Source organism: Actinoplanes sp. URMC 104, assembly GCF_051386375.1.
In the GTDB taxonomy this organism is placed as follows: domain Bacteria; phylum Actinomycetota; class Actinomycetes; order Mycobacteriales; family Micromonosporaceae; genus Actinoplanes.
Map to the genome: position 1 here is coordinate 195,968 of NZ_JBPQTO010000002.1, position 19,116 is coordinate 215,083.

The 19,116-nt window shown below is 72.2% G+C and carries 19 protein-coding genes and 3 pseudogenes; 6 read left to right on the top strand and 16 right to left on the bottom strand.

The annotated features are described in order from the left end of the window. Positions 1 to 14: 14 nt before the first annotated feature. From secF to ruvC, 8 genes and pseudogenes are all read right to left on the bottom strand, one after another. Positions 15 to 1,217, bottom strand: coding sequence for a protein translocase subunit SecF (secF, locus tag ACSNN8_RS01830; RefSeq protein ID WP_436646467.1), 1,203 nt, complete (start codon positions 1,215 to 1,217; stop codon positions 15 to 17). A 1-nt stretch (position 1,218) separates the two neighbouring features. Further along, the gene (gene secD, locus ACSNN8_RS01835; RefSeq protein WP_436646468.1) at positions 1,219 to 3,093 is read right to left on the bottom strand and encodes a protein translocase subunit SecD; all 1,875 of its coding nucleotides are present in this window, start codon (positions 3,091 to 3,093) and stop codon (positions 1,219 to 1,221) included. A gap of 165 nt (positions 3,094 to 3,258) precedes the next feature. Beyond that, complete coding sequence (gene yajC / locus ACSNN8_RS01840) at positions 3,259 to 3,642, bottom strand: preprotein translocase subunit YajC (RefSeq protein WP_436646470.1); 384 nt, start codon at positions 3,640 to 3,642, stop codon at positions 3,259 to 3,261. A gap of 143 nt (positions 3,643 to 3,785) precedes the next feature. Continuing rightward, positions 3,786 to 4,661 (bottom strand): annotated as a pseudogene (gene ruvB / locus ACSNN8_RS01845) (Holliday junction branch migration DNA helicase RuvB); the annotation flags it as partial. 153 nt (positions 4,662 to 4,814) lie between these two features. Continuing rightward, positions 4,815 to 5,603: pseudogene (locus tag ACSNN8_RS01850) on the bottom strand (LAGLIDADG family homing endonuclease); the annotation flags it as partial. 17 nt (positions 5,604 to 5,620) lie between these two features. Continuing rightward, a pseudogene (locus ACSNN8_RS01855) lies at positions 5,621 to 5,825 on the bottom strand (Holliday junction branch migration DNA helicase RuvB); the annotation flags it as partial. After that, a complete protein-coding gene (ruvA, locus tag ACSNN8_RS01860; protein WP_436646472.1) occupies positions 5,822 to 6,424 on the bottom strand; it encodes a Holliday junction branch migration protein RuvA in 603 nt (200 codons plus the stop codon). The gene ruvA and the pseudogene ACSNN8_RS01855, both read right to left, overlap by 4 nt. Then, positions 6,421 to 6,951 carry a crossover junction endodeoxyribonuclease RuvC gene (gene ruvC, locus ACSNN8_RS01865; RefSeq protein WP_436646474.1) on the bottom strand — a complete coding sequence of 177 codons (531 nt, stop codon included), beginning with the start codon at positions 6,949 to 6,951 and terminating at the stop codon, positions 6,421 to 6,423. The genes ruvA and ruvC overlap by 4 nt, the downstream gene beginning before the upstream one ends. Before the next feature lie 103 nt (positions 6,952 to 7,054). Between ruvC and ACSNN8_RS01870 the strand changes: the two genes are divergently transcribed. After that, positions 7,055 to 7,591: a hypothetical protein gene (locus ACSNN8_RS01870; RefSeq protein WP_436646475.1), complete on the top strand. Its 537-nt coding sequence runs from the start codon at positions 7,055 to 7,057 to the stop codon at positions 7,589 to 7,591. Between the two features lie 109 nt (positions 7,592 to 7,700). Here ACSNN8_RS01870 and ACSNN8_RS01875 read toward each other — a convergent pair whose 3' ends face one another. Beyond that, entirely contained in the window at positions 7,701 to 8,453 is a 753-nt protein-coding gene (locus ACSNN8_RS01875) for a YebC/PmpR family DNA-binding transcriptional regulator (RefSeq protein ID WP_436646477.1), read from the bottom strand. Positions 8,454 to 8,470: 17 nt separating this feature from the next. Continuing rightward, positions 8,471 to 9,067 carry a pyridoxal 5'-phosphate synthase glutaminase subunit PdxT gene (gene pdxT / locus ACSNN8_RS01880; RefSeq protein WP_436646479.1) on the bottom strand — a complete coding sequence of 199 codons (597 nt, stop codon included), beginning with the start codon at positions 9,065 to 9,067 and terminating at the stop codon, positions 8,471 to 8,473. Between the two features lie 23 nt (positions 9,068 to 9,090). Between pdxT and ACSNN8_RS01885 the strand changes: the two genes are divergently transcribed. The 3 genes from ACSNN8_RS01885 (at position 9,091) to pdxS (ending at position 11,234) form a co-directional block, all read left to right on the top strand. After that, entirely contained in the window at positions 9,091 to 9,507 is a 417-nt protein-coding gene (locus tag ACSNN8_RS01885; RefSeq protein WP_436646481.1) for a helix-turn-helix domain-containing protein, read from the top strand. Then, entirely contained in the window at positions 9,504 to 9,908 is a 405-nt protein-coding gene (locus ACSNN8_RS01890) for a VOC family protein (RefSeq protein ID WP_436646482.1), read from the top strand. Before ACSNN8_RS01885 ends, ACSNN8_RS01890 begins: the two co-directional genes overlap by 4 nt. Before the next feature lie 429 nt (positions 9,909 to 10,337). Next, on the top strand, positions 10,338 to 11,234 hold the full coding sequence (gene pdxS, locus ACSNN8_RS01895; RefSeq protein WP_436646483.1) for a pyridoxal 5'-phosphate synthase lyase subunit PdxS: 897 nt from the start codon (positions 10,338 to 10,340) through the stop codon (positions 11,232 to 11,234). Positions 11,235 to 11,273: 39 nt separating this feature from the next. Here the strand turns inward: pdxS and ACSNN8_RS01900 are convergent, their stop codons facing one another. Genes ACSNN8_RS01900 through pgsA form a run of 4 tightly spaced genes read right to left on the bottom strand, consistent with a single transcriptional unit; the run spans position 11,274 to position 14,497 of the window. Continuing rightward, the gene (locus ACSNN8_RS01900; protein ID WP_436649370.1) at positions 11,274 to 11,807 is read right to left on the bottom strand and encodes a hypothetical protein; all 534 of its coding nucleotides are present in this window, start codon (positions 11,805 to 11,807) and stop codon (positions 11,274 to 11,276) included. Positions 11,808 to 11,832: 25 nt separating this feature from the next. Beyond that, complete coding sequence (locus ACSNN8_RS01905; protein ID WP_436646484.1) at positions 11,833 to 12,987, bottom strand: glycosyltransferase family 4 protein; 1,155 nt, start codon at positions 12,985 to 12,987, stop codon at positions 11,833 to 11,835. A gap of 8 nt (positions 12,988 to 12,995) precedes the next feature. Continuing rightward, complete coding sequence (locus tag ACSNN8_RS01910; protein ID WP_436646485.1) at positions 12,996 to 13,859, bottom strand: phosphatidylinositol mannoside acyltransferase; 864 nt, start codon at positions 13,857 to 13,859, stop codon at positions 12,996 to 12,998. Then, complete coding sequence (pgsA, locus tag ACSNN8_RS01915) at positions 13,856 to 14,497, bottom strand: phosphatidylinositol phosphate synthase (protein WP_436646487.1); 642 nt, start codon at positions 14,495 to 14,497, stop codon at positions 13,856 to 13,858. The genes ACSNN8_RS01910 and pgsA overlap by 4 nt, the downstream gene beginning before the upstream one ends. A gap of 170 nt (positions 14,498 to 14,667) precedes the next feature. Here pgsA and ACSNN8_RS01920 point away from each other — a divergent pair, with 170 nt between their 5' ends. Continuing rightward, entirely contained in the window at positions 14,668 to 16,824 is a 2,157-nt protein-coding gene (locus ACSNN8_RS01920) for an elongation factor G-like protein EF-G2 (protein WP_436646489.1), read from the top strand. On the opposite strand, the gene ACSNN8_RS01925 is transcribed toward ACSNN8_RS01920, so the two are convergent. Further along, complete coding sequence (locus ACSNN8_RS01925; RefSeq protein ID WP_436646490.1) at positions 16,814 to 17,974, bottom strand: FAD-dependent monooxygenase; 1,161 nt, start codon at positions 17,972 to 17,974, stop codon at positions 16,814 to 16,816. The genes ACSNN8_RS01920 and ACSNN8_RS01925 overlap by 11 nt on opposite strands. Before the next feature lie 54 nt (positions 17,975 to 18,028). Between ACSNN8_RS01925 and ACSNN8_RS01930 the strand changes: the two genes are divergently transcribed. Next, positions 18,029 to 18,604, top strand: a complete 576-nt coding sequence (locus ACSNN8_RS01930; protein ID WP_436646492.1) for a TetR/AcrR family transcriptional regulator — start codon at positions 18,029 to 18,031, stop codon at positions 18,602 to 18,604. Here ACSNN8_RS01930 and ACSNN8_RS01935 read toward each other — a convergent pair. Beyond that, the gene (locus ACSNN8_RS01935) at positions 18,575 to 19,114 is read right to left on the bottom strand and encodes an HIT family protein (RefSeq protein ID WP_436646493.1); all 540 of its coding nucleotides are present in this window, start codon (positions 19,112 to 19,114) and stop codon (positions 18,575 to 18,577) included. The two genes, ACSNN8_RS01930 and ACSNN8_RS01935, sit on opposite strands and share 30 nt — an antisense overlap. Positions 19,115 to 19,116 lie beyond the last annotated feature (2 nt).

Here is a 19,116-nt window from a genome sequence, read left to right on the forward strand (position 1 = left end):
GCTGCTTCGCCGTGTCAGCGACGCTTGTTGCCCCCGGCCGGCCGGTTGCCGGCCCCGCCGGGACGCCCGCCGCGGTTGGTGTTGCGCTTGGCCGTCGGACGCGAACCGGGCCGCGGGGCGGCCGACGCCAGGGCCGGGGCCTCGTCCGACTCGGTGGCGTTGGCGCTGCGGCCGGCGCGCTCGGCGCGCGGCGCCACGTCGCCGGAGCGGGCGGCGGCCCGCCGGGCCAGCACCCGGGCGGTGTGCGCCTTGATCTTCGGCTCGCGGTCCTTGAGCACGGTCAGCACCGGGGCGGCGAACACGATCGACGAGATGACGCCGAGGCCCATGCCGACGAACAGCACCAGGCCGAGGTCCTTGAGCGTGCCCGCGCCCAGCAGGCCGGCGCCGATGAACAGCAGGCCGCCGACCGGCAGCAGCGCCACCAGGCCGGTGTTGATCGACCGCATCAGCGTCTGGTTGACCGCCAGGTTGGCCGCCTCGCTGTAGGTGCGCGTGCTGCCCGCCGTGATGCCGCGGGTGTTCTCCTGCACCTTGTCGAACACCACCACCACGTCGTACAGCGAATAACCGAGGATCGTCAGGAAGCCGATCACGGTCGACGGGGTGACCTCGAAGCCGACCAGCGAGTAGATGCCGGCCGTGAGCACGAGGTCGAGCAGCAGCGACGACAGCGCGGCGACCGCCATCCGCCACTCGAACCGGACGACCAGATAGATCATCACCACGATCAGGAAGATGATCAGACCCAGCAGGGCCTGCCGGGTCACCTGCCCGCCCCAGGCGGCCGACACCTGGTCGTCGCTCACCTCGCTCGCCGGCACGTTGAGGTCCTCGACCAGCGCGGTCTTGGCCTGCTCCGCCTGCTGCGCGCTGAGCGCCGAGGCGCGCACCGTGAAGCTCTGCTTGCCGCCGGTCAGGCCGACCTGCTGCGCGGCGCCGACCTCGGCGCCCGGGTCGACCGACTGGATCGCGCGCTCGACCGCGTCGGACGCCTCGGCCTGGGTCAGCGTGCGGCCGTCGGTGGTCTTGGCCGGGACGCTGAACGAGGTGCCGCCGGCGAACTCGATGCCGAGGTGGAACTTGTTGAACGCGAAGCTGCCGATCGACAGCAGCACGAGCACCGCCGCGATCGTGAACCACAGCTTGCGCCGGCCGATGATGTTGACGTTCGCCTCACCCGCGTACAGGCGGGCGGCGAGACCTTCGCGGGCCACGTCAGGCCTCCTTGGGGTCGGTCGAAGCGCGGCGCAGGACGCGGCCGAGACCGCTGACCCGCGGCGACAGGAACGCCTTGGTGCTGGCGAACATCGTCATGATCGGGTGACGGAACAGGAACACCACGATCAGGTCGAGCACCGTCGACAGGCCCAGCGCGAACGCGAAGCCCTGGACCGCGCCGACCGAGACGATGTAGAGCACGACCGCGGCGAGGATGGTGATGGCGTTCGCCGAGATGATCGTCCGCCGGGCCCGGGCCCAGGCGCGCGGGACCGCGCTGCGCGGACTTCGGCCGTCGTGGATCTCGTCCTTGAGACGTTCGAAGTAGATGACGAACGAGTCCGCGGCGACACCCAGCGACACGATGAAGCCCGCGATGCCGGCCAGCGTCAGCGTGAACCCGACGGTGCGGCCGAGGAAGACCAGCGCGCCGAAGGTGAGCAGACCCGACAGGATCAGGCTCATGAAGATCACGGAGCCGAGCAGACGGTAGTAGAAGAACGCGTAGATCGCGACCAGGCCCATGCCGATCGCGGCCGCCAGCAGACCGGCCTGCAACTGCTGGATGCCCAGCGTGGCGGAGACGGTCTGCGCGGGGCCGGACGAGAAGGTCACCGGCAGCGCGCCGAAGTTGAGCTGGTCGGCCAGCTGCTTGGCGGAGCCGGCGTTGAACTGACCGGTGATCTGCGAGGTGCCGGTCAGCACGCCCTGGATCTGCGGCGCGGAGATGACGTTCTTGTCGAGCACCACCGCGACGGCGCAGTGCTCGATGCTGCCGTACAGCGACTGCGCCGCGACGTAGCAGGGGTCGGTGGCGGTCGCCTCGAACGCCTGCCGGGTCAGCGCGGCCCACTTGGTCGAGCCCTCGCTCTTGAAGTCGAGCGAGACGACCCACTGGCCGGACTGCTGGTCGAGCTGCGGGCTCGCCTTGTTGATGTCGTCGCCGACGACCGGCGCCTTGTCGAGCAGGATCTTCGCGCTCTGGTAGCACGCGACGACCTGGGTCTTCACGTCGTCGATCGCGCCGTTGGGCCGGTCGTCGAGCTGCTTGCAGCCGATCGTCGGCACGTTGTACTGCATCTGCGGGCTCAGCGCGTTCACCTCTTCGCCGCTCAGCTTGGCGAAGGGCGCGAACGGCAGGCCGGCCTTCGGGTTGCTGCTCAGGTCGACCGGCGCGGTCAGCTTCTCGGCCGCGGCCCACGCGGCGGCGCCGACCTTCTTCTGCACGGCGGCGCGCGCGGCCTCCTGGTCGGGGCTCGCCGGCGCCTGCGCGCTCGCGGACGGAGCGGGAGCGCTGGGCGAGGCACTCGGCGTGGCGCTGGGGGTCGGGGCCTTGACGACCTCGCCACCGCCCTGGCCACCGGACGAGGGAACGCTCGTGGCCGCGGGGGCACTGGCGCCCGCGGACGGAGCGGCGCTGCCCGAGGGCGCGGCACCCGACGGCGCGGCGCTGGGCGCGGCCGACGGCGGGTTCAGCGCGACCGACGAGACGTCACCGGTCGTGCCGACCAGCAGCCGGAACCGCATCTGCGCGGCCTGCGACAGGTCCTTGAGCTGGTCGTCGGCCTTGCCCGCGAGCGAGACCACGATGTTGCGGTCGCCCTGGATGACGACCTCGGCCTCGGACACGCCGAGCGCGTTGACCCGCTGCTCGATGATGCCGCGGGCCTGCTCCATGCTCTCCTTGGACGGCACCTGGCCGCCCTGCACGGACGCGATGTAGGTGGCCTGCGTGCCGCCCACCAGGTCGAGGCCGAGCTTGGGGTGCAGACGGTCGGTGAAGCTGCCGCTCGCCCCGCCCGCGAAGAAAACCAGCAGGTACAGGACGACGAAGATCGCGCCGAGCACGGCTAGCTGCCGTCCGGGATGCATCTGTCCCTGTGGTGGTCGTGCCACGGCTTTCGGTCTCCCTGTGTGTTACGGCATTTGACTGGTTAACGCGGCTGCGGCCGCTTCGACGCTGTGCTGCGGGCCGGCTTCGGCCGCACGAACCGGCCCGGCGGCGTGGAGCGCCGCGGGCCGGCCGGAAGAACTGCGTCAGTCCTTTTTACGCGTATCGATGATCGGGTCGACGACCGGCTCCTCCACGGCGGGCTCCGGCGCCTCCTCGACCGGGGTCGCCACGGCCGGAGCCGCGTCGGGCACGACCCGGGCGATCGCCGGACGGGCGAACTGCACGTGGACACCGTCGGCGATCTCGAGGGTCACCACGTCGTCGGCCACGCCGGCGACCGTGCCGTGCAGGCCGCCGATGGTGACGACGTGGTCGCCGGGACCCAGCGCGTTCTGCATCTGCATCGCCTCGCGGCGGCGCTTCTGCTGCGGCCGGATCATCAGGAAATACATCACGGCGAAGAGCAGAACGATCAGGAGCAGCGGCGTGAAGCTGCCACCGCCGGATGCCTCGGCTGCCAGGTACACGAATAAAGCCTTCCGTTGGCCACCGGCGGCGCGGGCGCGCACCGGGGCGATATGCACATCCCGGGTTGAACGGCGGCGAGTCTAATCGGTCAACCTGGGAAGTCCGAATGCGGCACACATCACGTTCACATCACGAGGGGATTTCACGCATCCCGTGCGAACAAATCTCCCTGGACGGTGCCGGACGGCGGCACCTTGCCGAGATGCGCCCAGCCCGCCTCGGTGGCGACCCGGCCCCGCGGCGTACGCGCGAGCAGCCCCGCGCGCACCAGGAACGGCTCACAGACCTCCTCCACGGTGTCCGACTGCTCGCCGACCGCCACCGCCAGCGTGGACAGCCCCACCGGCCCGCCCCGGAACGACTCGATCAACGCCCGCAGCACGGCCCGGTCCAGCCGGTCGAGCCCGAGGTCGTCCACGTCGTACACCTTGAGCGCCTCGCGGGCCGTCGCCTCGGTCACCACCCCGTCGGCGCGCACCTCGGCGTAGTCGCGCACCCGCCGCAGGAGCCGGTTCGCGATACGCGGCGTCCCGCGCGAGCGGCCGGCGATCTCCGCGGCCCCCTCCGCCGTGATCGGCACGCCCAGGATCCGCGCCGACCGGTGCAGCAGCGCGTCCAGGTCGGCCGGCGAGTAGAAGTCGAGGTGCGCCACGAACCCGAACCGGTCGCGCATCGGCCCCGACAGCAACCCCGCCCGGGTCGTCGCCCCCACCAGCGTGAACGGCTCCACGTCGAGCGGGATCGCGGTGGCGCCCGGCCCCTTGCCCACCACCACGTCGACCCGGAAGTCCTCCATCGCGCTGTAGAGCAGCTCCTCGGCCGGCTTCGCGATGCGGTGGATCTCGTCGATGAACAGCACGTCCCCCGGCGCCAGGCCGGTGAGGATCGCCGCGAGGTCGCCCGAGCGCTCGATGACCGGCCCGCTGGTCGTCCGGATCCCCGTCCCGAGCTCCGCCGCCACGATGTTCGCCAGCGTCGTGTTGTGCACCACCAGGTCGTTGACCGTGAACGTGTGGTCGTCGGCAACCGTCAGGCACCGGCACTCGGTCAGCCCGGCCGGCTCGACCGACGCCACGCGGTCGGGCGCCAGACGCTCGTCGAACCGGTCCCGGCGCGGCGCCCACTCGCGGAGCCGCACGCCGCGTTCGCCGAGCGGTGTGACGCGCTCGGCGAAGCGTGCCGCGTCGTCCTGGCTGGTGATCGACAACCGCCACGACTCGTGGGGCCGGCCCTGGTAGCGTCCCCGCTTGAGCTTGAGCCGCGACTGAATGCCGAGCCGCAGCAGCAAGTGCTGGGTGTCCTGCAGCAGCTCACGCGAGACGCTGGAGAACTCGATCACCACGTCGTAGCGCTCCCGGCCGCGGCGGCTGACCGTGCCGTCACAAGCGAAGTACGCCGCCAGGAATGCGCTGACCTGCCACTCGTCTCCGCGGAAGACAAACTCGGGAACTCGTTTCGACCATGCCGTCTTGTCGATCAGGCCGGTTTCGGTGAGCCACGGCTTCAGCCCGGAGACACGCACCAGCTCGCTGCGCGCGGAGTTGGGCCGGCTGCGACGGGAGTAGCCGAGCCGGTCGCAGACGGCGCGGAAGTCGTCCGGAACGACGGCGTCGCCGCCCGTGAACGTGACCTGGTTGCTCGTGCAGCCGTCGCCGATCATGTAGGCGGCCAGGCGGAACTCGTCCGTCTCCTCGGTGCTGGTGGCGACCGTCCGCGGGGACAGGACGTTGGCGAGCACGTCGTCCGGGGTCAGGTCGCCGGCCTTGACCCAGCCCTCGGTCGTCCAGAACGGGTGGTCGGGGGCGGCCACGACCTCCCGCCCGCTGGTGGTGCGGATGCGTACGGAATCCAGTTCGCCCTGCTCGTGGACCGCGAGCACCGCGGCCGGCTCGCCGGTGCGGGTGACCACCTGGTCGCCCACCACGATGTCGCCGAGCCGGCGACGGGAACCGTCGGCCATCAGCACCAGCGCATCCACCGACACCGGCTTGCCCAGGCCGGGAGGCCCCGAGAGCAGGATGTGGTCGGGTGGGGTGCCGCGGCCCATGGCGCCCTTGAGCAGCAGCTCGAGCTGGTCGCGCACGCGGTGCTGGGCGATGAAGTCGGCCAGGCGGCGCGGGCGGACGCTGGCCTCGGCGTCGAGCTCGTCGTCGCCGGCGTCGGCGGAGACCAGGTCGCTCATCGGGCCTTGCCCAGCAGGCGGATGGCCTGGCGCAGCAGCACCGGCACGGGCGGCACCTCGCCGTCGATGGTCTCGGCGACCGCGGCGACGGCCTGGTCGGCCTGGGCCGCGGACCAGCCGAGCGCGAGCACGCCCTGGCGCACCTGGTCCTGCCAGGCGCCGTTGAGCACCCCGGCGGGGGCGCCGTCGCCCAGCGGCAGGGGGCCGATGCGGTCGCGCAGCTCGAGCACGAGGCGTTCGGCGCCCTTCTTGCCGATGCCCGGCACCCGGGTCAGCGTGGCCAGGTCGCCGCCGGCGATGGCCCGCCGTACGGTCTCGGGCTGGTGCACGGCGAGCACGGCCTGGGCGAGCCGGGGGCCGACGCCGCTCGCGGTCTGGAGCAGCTCGAACAAATGCTTCTCGTCGTCGTCCGCGAAGCCGTACAGGGTCAGCGAGTCCTCCCGCACCACCATGCTGGTGGCCAGCCGCGTCTCGGCGCCCGCCTTGAGGTTGGCGAGGGTGCCGGGCGCGCACTGCACCTGCAGGCCCACGCCGCCGACCTCGATCACGGCGCTGTCCGGCGCGATCGCCGCCACCACCCCGCGCACGCTGGCGATCATCGGCGGCTCCCCTTTCGCGCGGCGGCAACGGCCGCCGCCTGGATCCTGGCGCGGGTGCCGCCGCGCCAGATGTGACAGATGGCGAGTGCGAGCGCGTCGGCGGCATCGGCCGGGCGGGGCGGCGCGTCGAGCTGCAGCAGCCGCGTGACCATCGAGGTCACCTGCGCCTTGCCGGCCGTGCCGGAGCCGGTGACGGCCGCCTTCACCTCGCTCGGCGTGTAGGTCTGCACGGGCAGGTGGAGCCGCGCGCCGGCCAGCACCGCGACGGCGCTGGCCTGCGCCGTGCCCATCACCGTGCGAGTGTTGTGCTGCGCGAAGACCCGCTCGACGGCGACGCTGTCGGGCCGGTGCTCGGCCACGAGCTCGGCGAGCGAACGGTCGAGGTGCAGCAGGCGCAGCGCGATGTCGTCGTCGGGCTCGGTGTAGACGACGTAGTAGCCGACCAGCTTGCACGGCCGGCCCGGCACGCCCTCGACGACCCCGACCCCGCAACGGGTGAGCCCCGGGTCGATCCCGAGCACGCGCACCGCGGACCTCCCCTGCCTGACGTACGTGTGTTCGACACCCTAGTACGGGTTCCACTTGCGCCCGGCAGCGACACGCTCCCACGATGGACGGGGAGTGTGAGCCATGTATCTCGTTCCACCCATGGACGACGAGCCGCCGACCGAGTACGTCGCGTTCGTCGCTGCGCACCTGGACGAGCTGCGCCGCGAGACGAACCGGCTGGTCGGCGGCGACACCGAGGCCGCACACCTCTACATGGACGTGCTCGCCGACGTCGCCCGGCACTGGCGCGGGCTGTCGCTGAGCTGCCGCCTGCTGGGCCGGCCGGAGGCCGCGCGCGACTACATGCGCCACCGCCTGGCCGTGCGGACGAAGCAGTGGCGCGACGACCAGTTCTACGAGGTCGACGTGCGCGTGATGCGCGGGACCGCGTACGCCCCGGCCTATTACCGGCGCGACGGCAGCGTGGCCCTGCGCAAGGCGTCAGTGCTTCCCGGCACGGTGCGCAGCGGGGTGGTCGCCGTGGCCGATGCGGGCATCGCCTGGGTGCAGGCCTACCGCCGCTATCAGTGGCACGCGGTGGGCCGCCGGATCGCCTTCGGCTTGCTGCTGATCGCCGTGCTGATCCAATACATGTCGGCGATCGCGCCGGACCAGTGAGAATGCGCGATCCCATCGATCGCCGACATTGCAATATCGCGTTTCGGAGCCGGCGTGGCCTCGCGCGGCCGGTCACCGGAAGCTCCGGTGGCCGGCCGGGCAGGAGACGTCACGCGTCGATGGCCGCCATGATCTCGTCGCTGATGTCGGCGTTCTGGTAGACCTCCTGGACGTCGTCGCAGTCGTCCAGCGCGTCGACCAGCTTGAACACCTTGCGCGCGGCCTCCTCGTCGAGGGGGACCGTCATCGTCGGCAGCAGCGAGGACTCGGCCGAGTCGTACTCGATGCCGGCGTCCTGCAGGGCCGTGCGGACCGCGACCAGGTCGGTCGGCTCGCTGACGACCTCGAACGCCTCGCCCAGGTCGTTGATCTCCTCGGCGCCCGCGTCGAGCACGGCGAGCATGAGGTCGTCCTCGCTCAGGCCGCCCTTGGGCACGATCACGACGCCCTTGCGGTTGAACAGGTACGACACGCTGCCGGCGTCGGCGAACGTGCCGCCGTTGCGGGTCAGCGCCGTGCGCACCTCGGTGGCCGCGCGGTTGCGGTTGTCGGTCAGGCACTCGATGAGCAGCGCGACGCCGTTGGGGCCGTACCCCTCGTACATGATCGTCTGCCAGTCGGCGCCGCCGGCCTCGAGGCCGGAGCCCCGCTTGACCGCGTTGTCGATGTTGTTGTTGGGGACCGAGCTCTTCTTCGCCTTCTGGATGGCGTCGTAGAGCGTCGGGTTGCCCGCCGGGTCCCCGCCGCCGGTGCGGGCCGCGACCTCGATGTTCTTGATGAGCTTCGCGAACATCTTGCCGCGCTTGGCGTCGATGACGGCCTTCTTGTGCTTGGTCGTCGCCCACTTGGAGTGGCCGGACATGCAAAACCTCCGTGGTGTCAGGCGGCCTGGCGGACCATCTCGACGAAGTACCGGTGGACGCGGAGGTCGCCGGTGAGCTCCGGGTGGAAAGCCGTGGCGAGCAGGTTGCCCTGCCGAACGGCGACAATCCTACCGGCGGCCTGACCGTCCTTGACGCGGCCCAACACCCGCACGCCGTCGCCGACCTCCTCGACCCACGGCGCTCGGATGAACACGGCGTGAAAATCCCCGCCCTCGATGTCGTCGATCGGCACCTCGCCCTCGAACGAGTCCACCTGCCGGCCGAACGCGTTGCGCCGCACGGTCATGTCGATGCCCTTGAACGACTGCTGGTCCGGCCGCCCGTCGAGCACCTCGGCCGCCAGCATGATCATGCCCGCGCACGACCCGTAGACCGGCATGCCCCCGGCGATCCGCTCGCGGACCGGGTCGAGCAGGCCGAACGACACGGCCAGGTTGCTGATCGCGGTCGACTCGCCGCCCGGGATCACCAGCGCGTCGACGTCCGCGAGCTCCTCGGGCCGGCGGACCGGACGGGCCAGCACGTCACTCTCGGCCAGCGCGGCCAGGTGCTCGCGGACGTCGCCCTGCAGGGCCAGCACTCCGATGTTCACGATCCTCAGCTTAGGCTGATCAGGTGTTCGCTCTGCGTAGGGTGCGCGACCACATCGACCGCAACAGCGCGGCGCCCCTGACGCTGGGCGACCTCGCCGCGCTGGGCGGCATGTCCCGGCCCCACCTCGTCCGGGCGTTCCGGGCCGCGTACGGCGAGACGCCCATGCGGTATCTGACCCGCCGCCGCATCGCCCGGGCGCAGGAGCTGCTGCGGTACGCGAACCTGACCGTCACCGAGATCTGCATGGCGGTCGGCTTCACGTCGCTCGGCTCGTTCTCGTCGCGCTTCACCGCCCTGGTCGGCGAGAGCCCCACCGCCTACCAGCGCCGCTGGGCCGGCTCGGCGCCGCACATCCCCGGCTGCTGGCTGTTCATGCACGGGGTCGTATCAATTTCGGAGAAGCCCGCCCAGCCCGGCGCGCCTAGCGTCGAGGCATGATCCTCAACGTCTCACTGATGACCGTGTACTGCCTCGACCAGGACAAGACCCGCGACTTCTACGTACGCCACCTCGGCTTCGAGCCCCGCGTCGACGCCCAGATGGGCCCGCTGCGGTGGGTGACGCTCGCACACCCCAACCAGCCCGAGCTCGAGCTGACGCTGATGACCCCCGGCCCGCCGCTGTCCCCCGAGGCGGCCGCCTTCGTGCGCGGCCAGCTCGAGTCGGGCCAGATGGGCGGCTTCGGCCTGCGCGTCGACGACTGCCGCAAGACGTACGCCGAGCTGTCCGCCGCCGGGATCGAGTTCCTCCAGGAGCCCTCCGACCGCCCGTACGGCGTCGAGGCCGTGATGCGCGACAACACCGGCAACTGGCTCGTCCTCGTGGAGACGCGCTCCTGACCGCGCCCGGGCCGGCGCTCGCCAGCCGGCCCACCAGCCGGCCCACCAGCCAGCCCACCAGCCAGCCCACCAGCCAGCCCACCAGCCAGCCCACCCGCCCTGGGGGCCGCCACCCTACCCGCGCGGGCTGACGATCGGCCCGGCCGTCCACAGGGCGGCCGGCCACCAGCCAGCCCACCCGCCCTGGGGGCCATCCACCCTACGGGCGCGGGCTGACAATCCGGCCCGGCCGTCCACAGGCGGGCTCCCCGGCGCGACCCGATATCCACAGGGCGGGCGCCCATCCACAGGCGGCAGGACGGGCAGTTGTGGCCCCTGCGGCGAACGAGGTTGGATCAGGCCACCGAGGGGTCGATTGGCCATCGGCCGGGCCCCCCGGCGTGGATACGATCCGATCACCGAAACCGCTGCGTGAGGAGCCGATTTCCCATGTCCGACAATCAGTCCGCCATCGGCACCGCCCGGGTGAAGCGCGGTATGGCGGAGATGCTCAAGGGCGGCGTGATCATGGACGTCGTGACGCCGGAGCAGGCCAAGATCGCGGAGGACGCGGGGGCCGTGGCGGTCATGGCGCTCGAGCGGGTGCCCGCCGACATCCGGGCCCAGGGCGGCGTCTCCCGCATGTCCGACCCCGACATGATCGACGGCATCATCAACGCCGTGTCGATCCCGGTGATGGCCAAGGCGCGCATCGGGCACTTCGTGGAGGCGCAGGTGCTGCAGGCGCTCGGCGTCGACTACATCGACGAGTCCGAGGTGCTCACGCCCGCCGACTACGCCAACCACATCGACAAGTGGAACTTCACGGTCCCGTTCGTGTGCGGCGCCACCAACCTGGGTGAGGCGCTGCGCCGCATCACCGAGGGCGCGGCGATGATCCGTTCCAAGGGCGAGGCCGGCACGGGCGACGTCTCCAACGCGACCACCCACATGCGCAAGATCAGGCAGGAGATCCGCCGGCTGCAGACGCTGCCGGAGGACGAGCTCTATGTGGCGGCCAAGGAGCTCCAGGCGCCGTACGAGCTGGTCCGCGAGGTGGCCGGGCTGGGCAAGCTGCCCGTCGTGCTGTTCACCGCGGGCGGCATCGCGACTCCGGCCGACGCCGCGATGATGATGCAGCTGGGCGCCGAGGGCGTGTTCGTCGGCTCGGGCATCTTCAAGTCGGGCAACCCGGCGCAGCGCGCCGCCGCGATCGTGAAGGCGACCACGTTCCACGACGACCCCGACGTGATCGCCAAGGTGTCGCGCGGGCTGGGCGAGGCCATGGTGGGCATCAACGTCGAGGACGAGCCGGTCCCGCACCGCCTCGCCGAGCGCGGCTGGTAGGAGGCCGACCCGGGCGGACAAGCGACCGGCGGGTGCGGGTCAGACGGGCTCGAGGGGCACCGCGGGCACGGCCGGGGAGGGCGCGGGGATGGCCGGCGGCATCATCGGCTCCTCGATGTCGAAGTACTGGGGCCGCGGGTAGCGCCGGGCCATGCGCAACGCCCGGACAAGCGGCCGCCGCCGGGCGGTGAGGGCGTCGCGCACCAGGTCGGTGTGCACCTGGCGGGCGAGCACCACCCGGCGGCTGGAGGCGACCAGCGTCCGGGTGGCCGGGTCGGCTCCGGAGAGGTGCACGGCCTGCAGCTGGCGGGTCAGGTCGTTCTCGGCGGACTCCCGCTCGTCGGCGCCGGCGTCGAGGGCGAGCCGCGCGGCGGCGTAGAGCTCGGTGATGTCGCGCTGCTCGGCGACCACGGCGGCCGCGGCGGCGCGGCGCATCAGGTGGGCGTCGAGGGCACGCTCGGCGGACTGGGCGCGCACGTGCACGCGCTCGACCCGGTGGGCCGTCCAGCCGAGGTACGCCGCGAGCAGCACGACCGCCGCGACGACACCCAGGACCCACCACATGCGCGGAATCGTAGTGCCCCGGCGCCCGGGATGGTCATCGGGCGGAGCGTGGTTCCGCCCACTCCTCGTCCATGACCCGCCCGTCCGTGGCCTCGATCGCCGTGGCGTAGACCTCGAGGACACGCTGCGCCACGCTGGGCCAGTCGAAGGCCGCCACCGCCTCCGCGGCCGCCGCGGACAGCGACGCCCGCCGCTCCGGCGAGGAGAGCAGCGTGTCGAGCAACACACACAGCGCCGAGGCGTCCCCGGTGGGGAACAGCGCCCCCGCCCGGCCGCCGTCGAGCACCCGCCGGAACGCGTCGAGGTCGCTGGCCGCGATCGCCGTGCCGGCCGCCATCGCCTCGGTGAGGATCATGCCGAAGCTCTCGCCGCCCGTGTTGGGCGCCACGTAGACGTCGACGCTGCGCAGCATGCGCGCCTTGTCCGCCTCGGTCACCAGCCCCAGGAAGGTGACCCGGGGCCGCAGCGCGGCCGGGATCTCGTCGTAGAGCTCGTCGCGGTCGCCGGGCCCGGCCACCAGCAGCCGCAGCCCGGGCCGGCGCTCCGCCAGCTCGACGAAGGCCGTCCGCAGGATGTCGAAGCCCTTGCGGGGCTCGGTGAACCGGCCGAGGAACCCGAGCGTCCCGCCGTCGCCGGGCCACCCGTCGAGCGGCTCGGCGGTGGCGAACTTCGCCACGGCCACCCCGTTGGGGATCTCGACCGCTCCCCCGCCCAGATGCTCGACCTGCACCTTGCGCGCGAGCTCGCTGACCGCGATCCGGGCGGTGATCTTCTCGACGACCAGCTGCAGCATGCCCTGCGCGGCGGAGAGCGCCCGCGAGCGGGTCATGGCGGTGTGGAAGGTCGCCACCACCGGCCCGCGCGCGGACAGCACCGCCAGCAACGACAGGCTGAGCGTCATCGGCTCGTGCACGTGCAGCACGTCGAACTGCCCGGCCTTGAGCCACCGCCGCACCCGGGCGGTCGACACCGGCCCGAACGCGATCCGGGCGACCGAGCCGTTGTACGGCAGTGGCACCGCGCGCCCGGCCGGGACCACGTACGGCGGGAGCTCGGCGTCCTCGTCGGCCGGGGCCAGCACGCTGACCTCGTGGCCGAGGCCGAGCAGCGCCTCGGAGAGGTCCATGATGTGGTTCTGCACGCCGCCGGGCACGTCGAACGAGTAGGGCGAGACGATCCCGATCCGCATGAGGCCCCCTACAGCCACAGTTTCTGCAGCATGTGCCAGTCCTGCGGATGCTGGGCGATACCGGCGGCGTAGGCGTCGGCGAGCAGCTGGGTGGTCGCCTTGACCCGGACGTCGAGCGCTCCCTCGGTGACCGGGGTGATCCGGCGCAGCACCGCGTGCGTCCCGGTGGGCGTGAACGACAGGTCGACGGCGAACAGCGGTGCGCCCGTGCGGATGGCCAGGATCGCCGGGCCGGCCGGCATCCGGGTGCGGCCGCCGAAGAAGCTCACCTCGACCCCGCTGCGCGACAGGTCGCGGTCGCTGAGCAGCGCCACCGCGTACCCCTGCTGGAGGCGCTCGGCGAGCACGTCGAGCGGCGGGCGCTGCCCACCGGTGAGCGGGAGCACCTCCAGGCCCAGCTTCTCGCGGTACGCCACGAACTGCTGGAACACTCCCTCGGGCTTGAGCCGTTCGGCGACCGTGACCATCCGCCAGCCGTGCGAGACCGCCCAGGCCGCCGCCGCGTCCCAGTTGGCCAGGTGCGGCAGCGCCAGCACGACGCCCTTGCCGTCGGCGATCACCGATTTGAGCTCGGCGAAGTTCTCGTCGCTCATCCCGAAGCCGGCCAGGAAGTCCTCACGGCTCTGCGAGGGCAGCCGGAACGCCTCGAGCCAGTAGCGCGCGTAGGAGCGCAACCCGTCGCGCACCAGCGTGTCGGGCATGTCGGGGACGATCTGCTGCAGGTTGCGCCGCAGCCGCTGGGTGCCGGGACCGTTCCTGGCGTACGCCCGGTCGGCCCCCGCCTGGAAGATGCGGCGCGCGACCGGCAGGGGCAGCGTCCGCACCACCCGCCACCCGGCCGCGTAGCCGAGCTCGATCAGCCGGTCCTTCACGCGGCGGTGTCCTCGGTGCCGGTCGGCTGCGGCCGGGGTTCCGTGCGGGCCGCGTGGATCAGCCGCTGGAACACGGTGATGATCGAGAGCGCCGCGAGCACCCAGAGCGCGGCGGGCAGCCCCCACTCGAGCCCGGCGCCGCCCAGCAGGCCGCCGACGCCGACGATCAGCAGGCGCTCGAGGCGCTCGGCGATGCCGACGTCGGCGTTCAGGCCGAGGCTCTGCGCGCGGGCCTTGACGTACGAGACGACCTGGCCCGCGGAAAGGCTGATCAGCGCGGCGACCATGCCGCCGTACGGGTTGCCCTCGCCCGCCAGGTAGTAGACGACGGCGCCGAAGACCGCGGCGTCGGCCAGCCGGTCCATCGACGAGTCGAGCAGCGCGCCGAACTTGCTGTTGTTCGGGCGCATCCGGGCCATCGTGCCGTCGAGCGCGTCGGTCAGCGCGCAGGCGGTGACGAACAGCGTCGCGAAGACGAGGTGGCCCATCGCGCCGAAGTACGACCCGATCAGCACGCCGACGGTCCCGGCGACGGTGACCGCGTTGGGCGAGACGCCGATCCGCAGCAGGAAACGGGCGGTCGGATTCACGCCGTACGAGACGACGGCGCGCGCGGGTACTTGGACGATCTTTGCCATGGCCGTCCTACCCTATCGGCGGCGGGTTGCCGGGCGCTCCCCGGCAAGCCCACCGGACCGTATCGACTACAAAGGGTTGCCCTTTCGACGACGCCGGGTGTGGGATTTACCAACAGCGGCGTAACAGATCCGAGACCCTGAGCCACCGGACAAGACAGGGAGCGGTTGCCATGGCGCAGAAGACCCAGGAGAAGGGGCTCAACGGCGCCGCGGCGCCGGTGGTGACCGAGCCCGGCAGAGTACGCAACGTGGTGCTGGTGGGCCACTCCGGCTCGGGCAAGACGACTCTGGTCGAGGCCTTGCTGGCCGCGACCGGGACGATCTCCCGGGCCGGTTCGGTGACCGAGGGCACCACGGTGTCGGACCACGACCCGGCCGCCATCCGCCAGCAGCGCTCGGTCTCGCTGGCCTGCGCGCCGCTGGTGCACCAGGACGTCAAGATCAACCTGCTGGACAGCCCGGGGTACGCCGACTTCGTCGGGGAGCTGCGCGCCGGCCTGCGGGCCGCGGACGCCGCGGTCTTCGTCGTCTCGGCCGTCGACGGGGTGGACGACGCCACCGTCGCGCTCTGGGAGGAGTGCGCCGCCATCGGCATGCCCCGCGCCGTGGTGATCACCCGGCTCGACCACCCGCGGGCCGACTACGAGGAGACGCTCGCCACCTGCCAGGAGGCGTTCGGCGAGAACGTCATGCCGATCTACCAGCCGATGCTCGGCGACGACGGCCAGTCGGTGGCCGGGCTGATCGGGCTGGTCACGCTGCGGGTGCTCGACTACTCGCAGGGCTATCCGCCGCGGGTCGGCGAGGCGGAGCCGGAGCACCTCAACCCGATCGCGGACGACCGCAACGCGCTCATCGAGGGCATCATCGCCGAGAGCGAGGACGAGTCGCTGATGGACCGCTACCTCGGCGGCGAGCTGATCAGCACCGACACGCTGCTGCCCGACCTCGAGAAGGCGGTGGCCCGGGGCAACTTCTATCCGGTGATCCCGGTCTGCGCGGGCACCGGCGTCGGCCTCGACGCGCTGCTCGACGGCCTGGTCAGCGGCGCTCCGTCGCCGCTGGAGCACGACCTGCCCGTGGTCACCGGCGTGGACGGCTCGCCGCGCCCGCCGCTGACCTGCGACCCCGACGGCCCGCTGGTGGCCGAGGTGGTCAAGACCACGATCGACCGGCACGTGGGCCGGGTCTCGCTGGTACGGGTCTTCTCGGGCACGCTGCGCCCGGAGCAGACGCTGCACGTCTCGGGGCACGGCCTGGCCGAGCGCGGCCACCCCGACCACGACGCCGACGAGCGCGTCGCGCACGTCTACTCCCCGCTGGGCGCCCAGCTGCGCGAGGTGCCGTACGCGATCGCGGGCGACATCTGCGCGATCACCAAGTCGGGCAGCGCCGAGACCGGCGACACGCTCAGCAGCAAGGACAACCCGCTGCTGGTCGAGCCGTGGTCGATGCCCGAGCCGCTGCTGCCGATCGCCGTGGTGGCCAAGTCGCGCTCCGACGAGGACGCGCTGGCCAAGAACCTGGCCCGGCTGGTCGCGGGCGACCCGACGCTGCGGCTCGAGCGCAACGCCGACACCCACCAGCTGGTGCTCTGGACCATGGGCGAGTCGCACGCCGACGTGGTGCTCGACCGGCTGCGCGCCGGCGGCGTCGAGCTCGACACCGAGCCGGTCAAGGTGGCGCTGCGCGAGACGTTCGGCGCGGCGGCCAAGGGCCACGGGCGGCACGTGAAGCAGTCCGGCGGCCACGGGCAGTACGCGGTCTGCGACATCCACGTCGAGCCGCTGCCGCGCGGCTCCGGCTTCGAGTTCGTCGACAAGGTGGTGGGCGGCGCCGTCCCGCACAACTACATCCCCTCGGTGGAGAAGGGCGTACGGGCCCAGCTCGAGCGCGGCCTGGCGGCCGGCTACCCGGTCGTCGACCTGCGGGTGACGCTGTTCGACGGCAAGGCGCACAGCGTCGACTCCTCCGACGCCGCCTTCCAGACCGCCGGCGCGCTGGCGCTGCGCGAGGCGGCCGCGGCCGGGCAGGTCACGCTGCTCGAGCCGATCGACGAGGTCGTGGTCAAGGTGCCCGACACGTACGTGGGCGCCGTGATGAGCGACCTCTCCGGCCGGCGCGGCCGCCCGCTGGGCACCGAGAGCGACGCCGGCGGCTACAGCCTGGTCCGCGCCGAGGTGCCGGCGACCGAGCTGGTCCGGTACGCGGTGGAGCTGCGCGCCCTCTCCTCCGGCGCGGGCACCTTCGTCCGCACCTACGCCCGCCACGAGCCGATGCCCGCCCACCTGGCCGAGGCCGTGAAGAAGGAGGCCGCTACAAGGTGACCGCGTTCGCTGCCTCGCGCAGGGGCGCCAGCACGCGCTCGATCACCTGCTCCTTGCGCGGGTGGTACTTCAGCGTGCGCATCCCGTAGTTGCGGAACGCGATCGCGAGCCGGCCGCCGGGCACCATGTCCTTGACCATCCGGCGGCCGAACGCCATGTTCCTGGCCACGTAGGGGCGCATGCGGGCCTCGTACGCCGCGAAGGCCTCGGCGTGCGGCTTGGTGGCCAGCTCGTCCGCGAGCACGTACGCCCCCACCAGCGCGAGGCTCGTGCCCTGCCCCGACGAGGGCGCCGGGCAGTGCGCCGCGTCGCCGAGCAGCACCACCCGCCCGGACGACCAGCTCGGCGGGTCGACCTGGCTGAGCGAGTCGAAGTAGAAGTCGTCCGCGGCGTCCATCGCCGACAGGAACTCCCCCGTACGCCATCCGCCGCCCGCGAACGCCTCGGCGACCAGCCGCTTGCCGTCGCGCCGGTCGAGCCCCGCCCGCGGGTCGGCGAAGATCATGCCGATCCGCGCCGGCCCGGCCGGGTCCATGGCGTACGCGAAGGTCAGCCGGCCGGGCTCGGCGTACATGACCTCCTCGCGGTCGATGCCGAGCGTGTTCGCCGTCGAGAAGATCGAGATGTAGCCGCCCAGGTGGCTCAGCGGCACCTCGCCGAACGCCTGGCGCCGGGTCGCCGAGTGCAGCCCGTCGGCCGCGACGACCAGGTCGTAGCGGCCGGTGCGCCCGCCGGCGAAGGTGACGTCGACGCCGCCCGGGTCCTCGCGCAGGCCGGCGATCGCGTCGCCGAAGACGTGCTCGGCGCCGGACGCGTCGAGCAGGATCCGGCCGAGGTCGCCGCGCATGAGCTCGAGGTCGTCGCCGCGCCGTCCCATGATCAGGTCGGCCGGGAGGGCGGCGAACGGCTTGCCGTGCCGGTTGACGTACGTGATCTGCCGCATGCCGGTGTCGGCCGCGCGCGCCTGCTCGTAGACGCCCAGGCGGTGCAGCACGGTGGCTGCTGCCCCGCGGACGTCGACCTTGTAGCCGCCCGGGCGCGGCGCGGGCGCGCGCTCGACGACGGTGACCCGGTGGCCCTGCCGGACCAGGAAGTGGGCGAGGGCGGGACCGGCCACGCCGGCGCCGGAAATCAGAACATCGATCGTCATGCCGCTACTATACAAACGTATTATACGTTTGTATAGAACTTAGGATCGACCACCATGGGCCATCGCGAAGATCTGCTGGCGGGCGCCAAGCGCGCCCTCTACGAGAAGGGGTACGCCCGCACGACGGCGCGCGACATCGTCGCGCTGTCCGGGACCAACCTCGGCTCGATCGGCTACCACTACGGCTCGACCGAGGCGCTGATGACCGCCGCGATGCTCGGCGCGATGGAGGACTGGGGCGACGAGCTGGCCAAGGCGCTCGCGGCCGAGCCCGGCGACGGCGACGACACGGTCGAGAGCTTCTGGCGGCGGGTCGTGCACTCGATCACGACGCACCGGGAGCTGTGGCTGGCCAGCGTCGAGGTGATGATCCAGAGCGAGCACAACCCGCACCTGCGCGCCCAGCTCGCCGCGGGTCTGCAGGCGGGCCGCCGCGGCATGGCGGCGCTGGCCACCGGCGTGCCCGAGGAGCAGCTCGACGAGGCCACCGTGCGCACGGTCGGCTCGGCGCAGATGGCGCTGATGTCGGGGGTGGTGACGCAGTGGCTCACCGATCCGGCGACCGCGCCGAGCCCCGAGGAGATCGCCGAGGGCGTACGCCTACTGGGCGGGCCACGCCTTGATCAGTAGCCGGCGGGTGTCGTCGAGCAGCTGGGGCAGCACCTTGGTGCGGCTCACCACCGACATGAAGTTCGCGTCGCCGCCCCACCGGGGCACCACGTGCTGGTGCAGGTGGGCGGCGATCCCCGCGCCCGCGACCGCGCCCTGGTTCATCCCGAGGTTGAACCCGTGCGGGCTGCTCACCGAGCGGATCACGCGCATCGCCGTGCGGGTGAACGCGGCGACCTCGGCGGTCTCGTCGTCGGTCAGGTCGGTGTAGTCGGCGACGTGCCGGTAGGGGCACACCATCACGTGCCCGGGGTTGTACGGATAGAGGTTGAGCACCGCGAACACGAGCTCCCCGCGCGCGACGACCAGGCTGTCCCGCTCGGGCGCCAGGCAGAACGGGCAGCCGGCCGGCTTCTCGTACCCGCCCTCGGGCTGCTCCTCGCCGGTGACGTAGCCGAGCCGGTGCGGCGTCCACAGCCGTTCCAGGCCGTCGGGCTCACCGGTCTCGACGTGCTCGGCTTCGTCGCTCACAC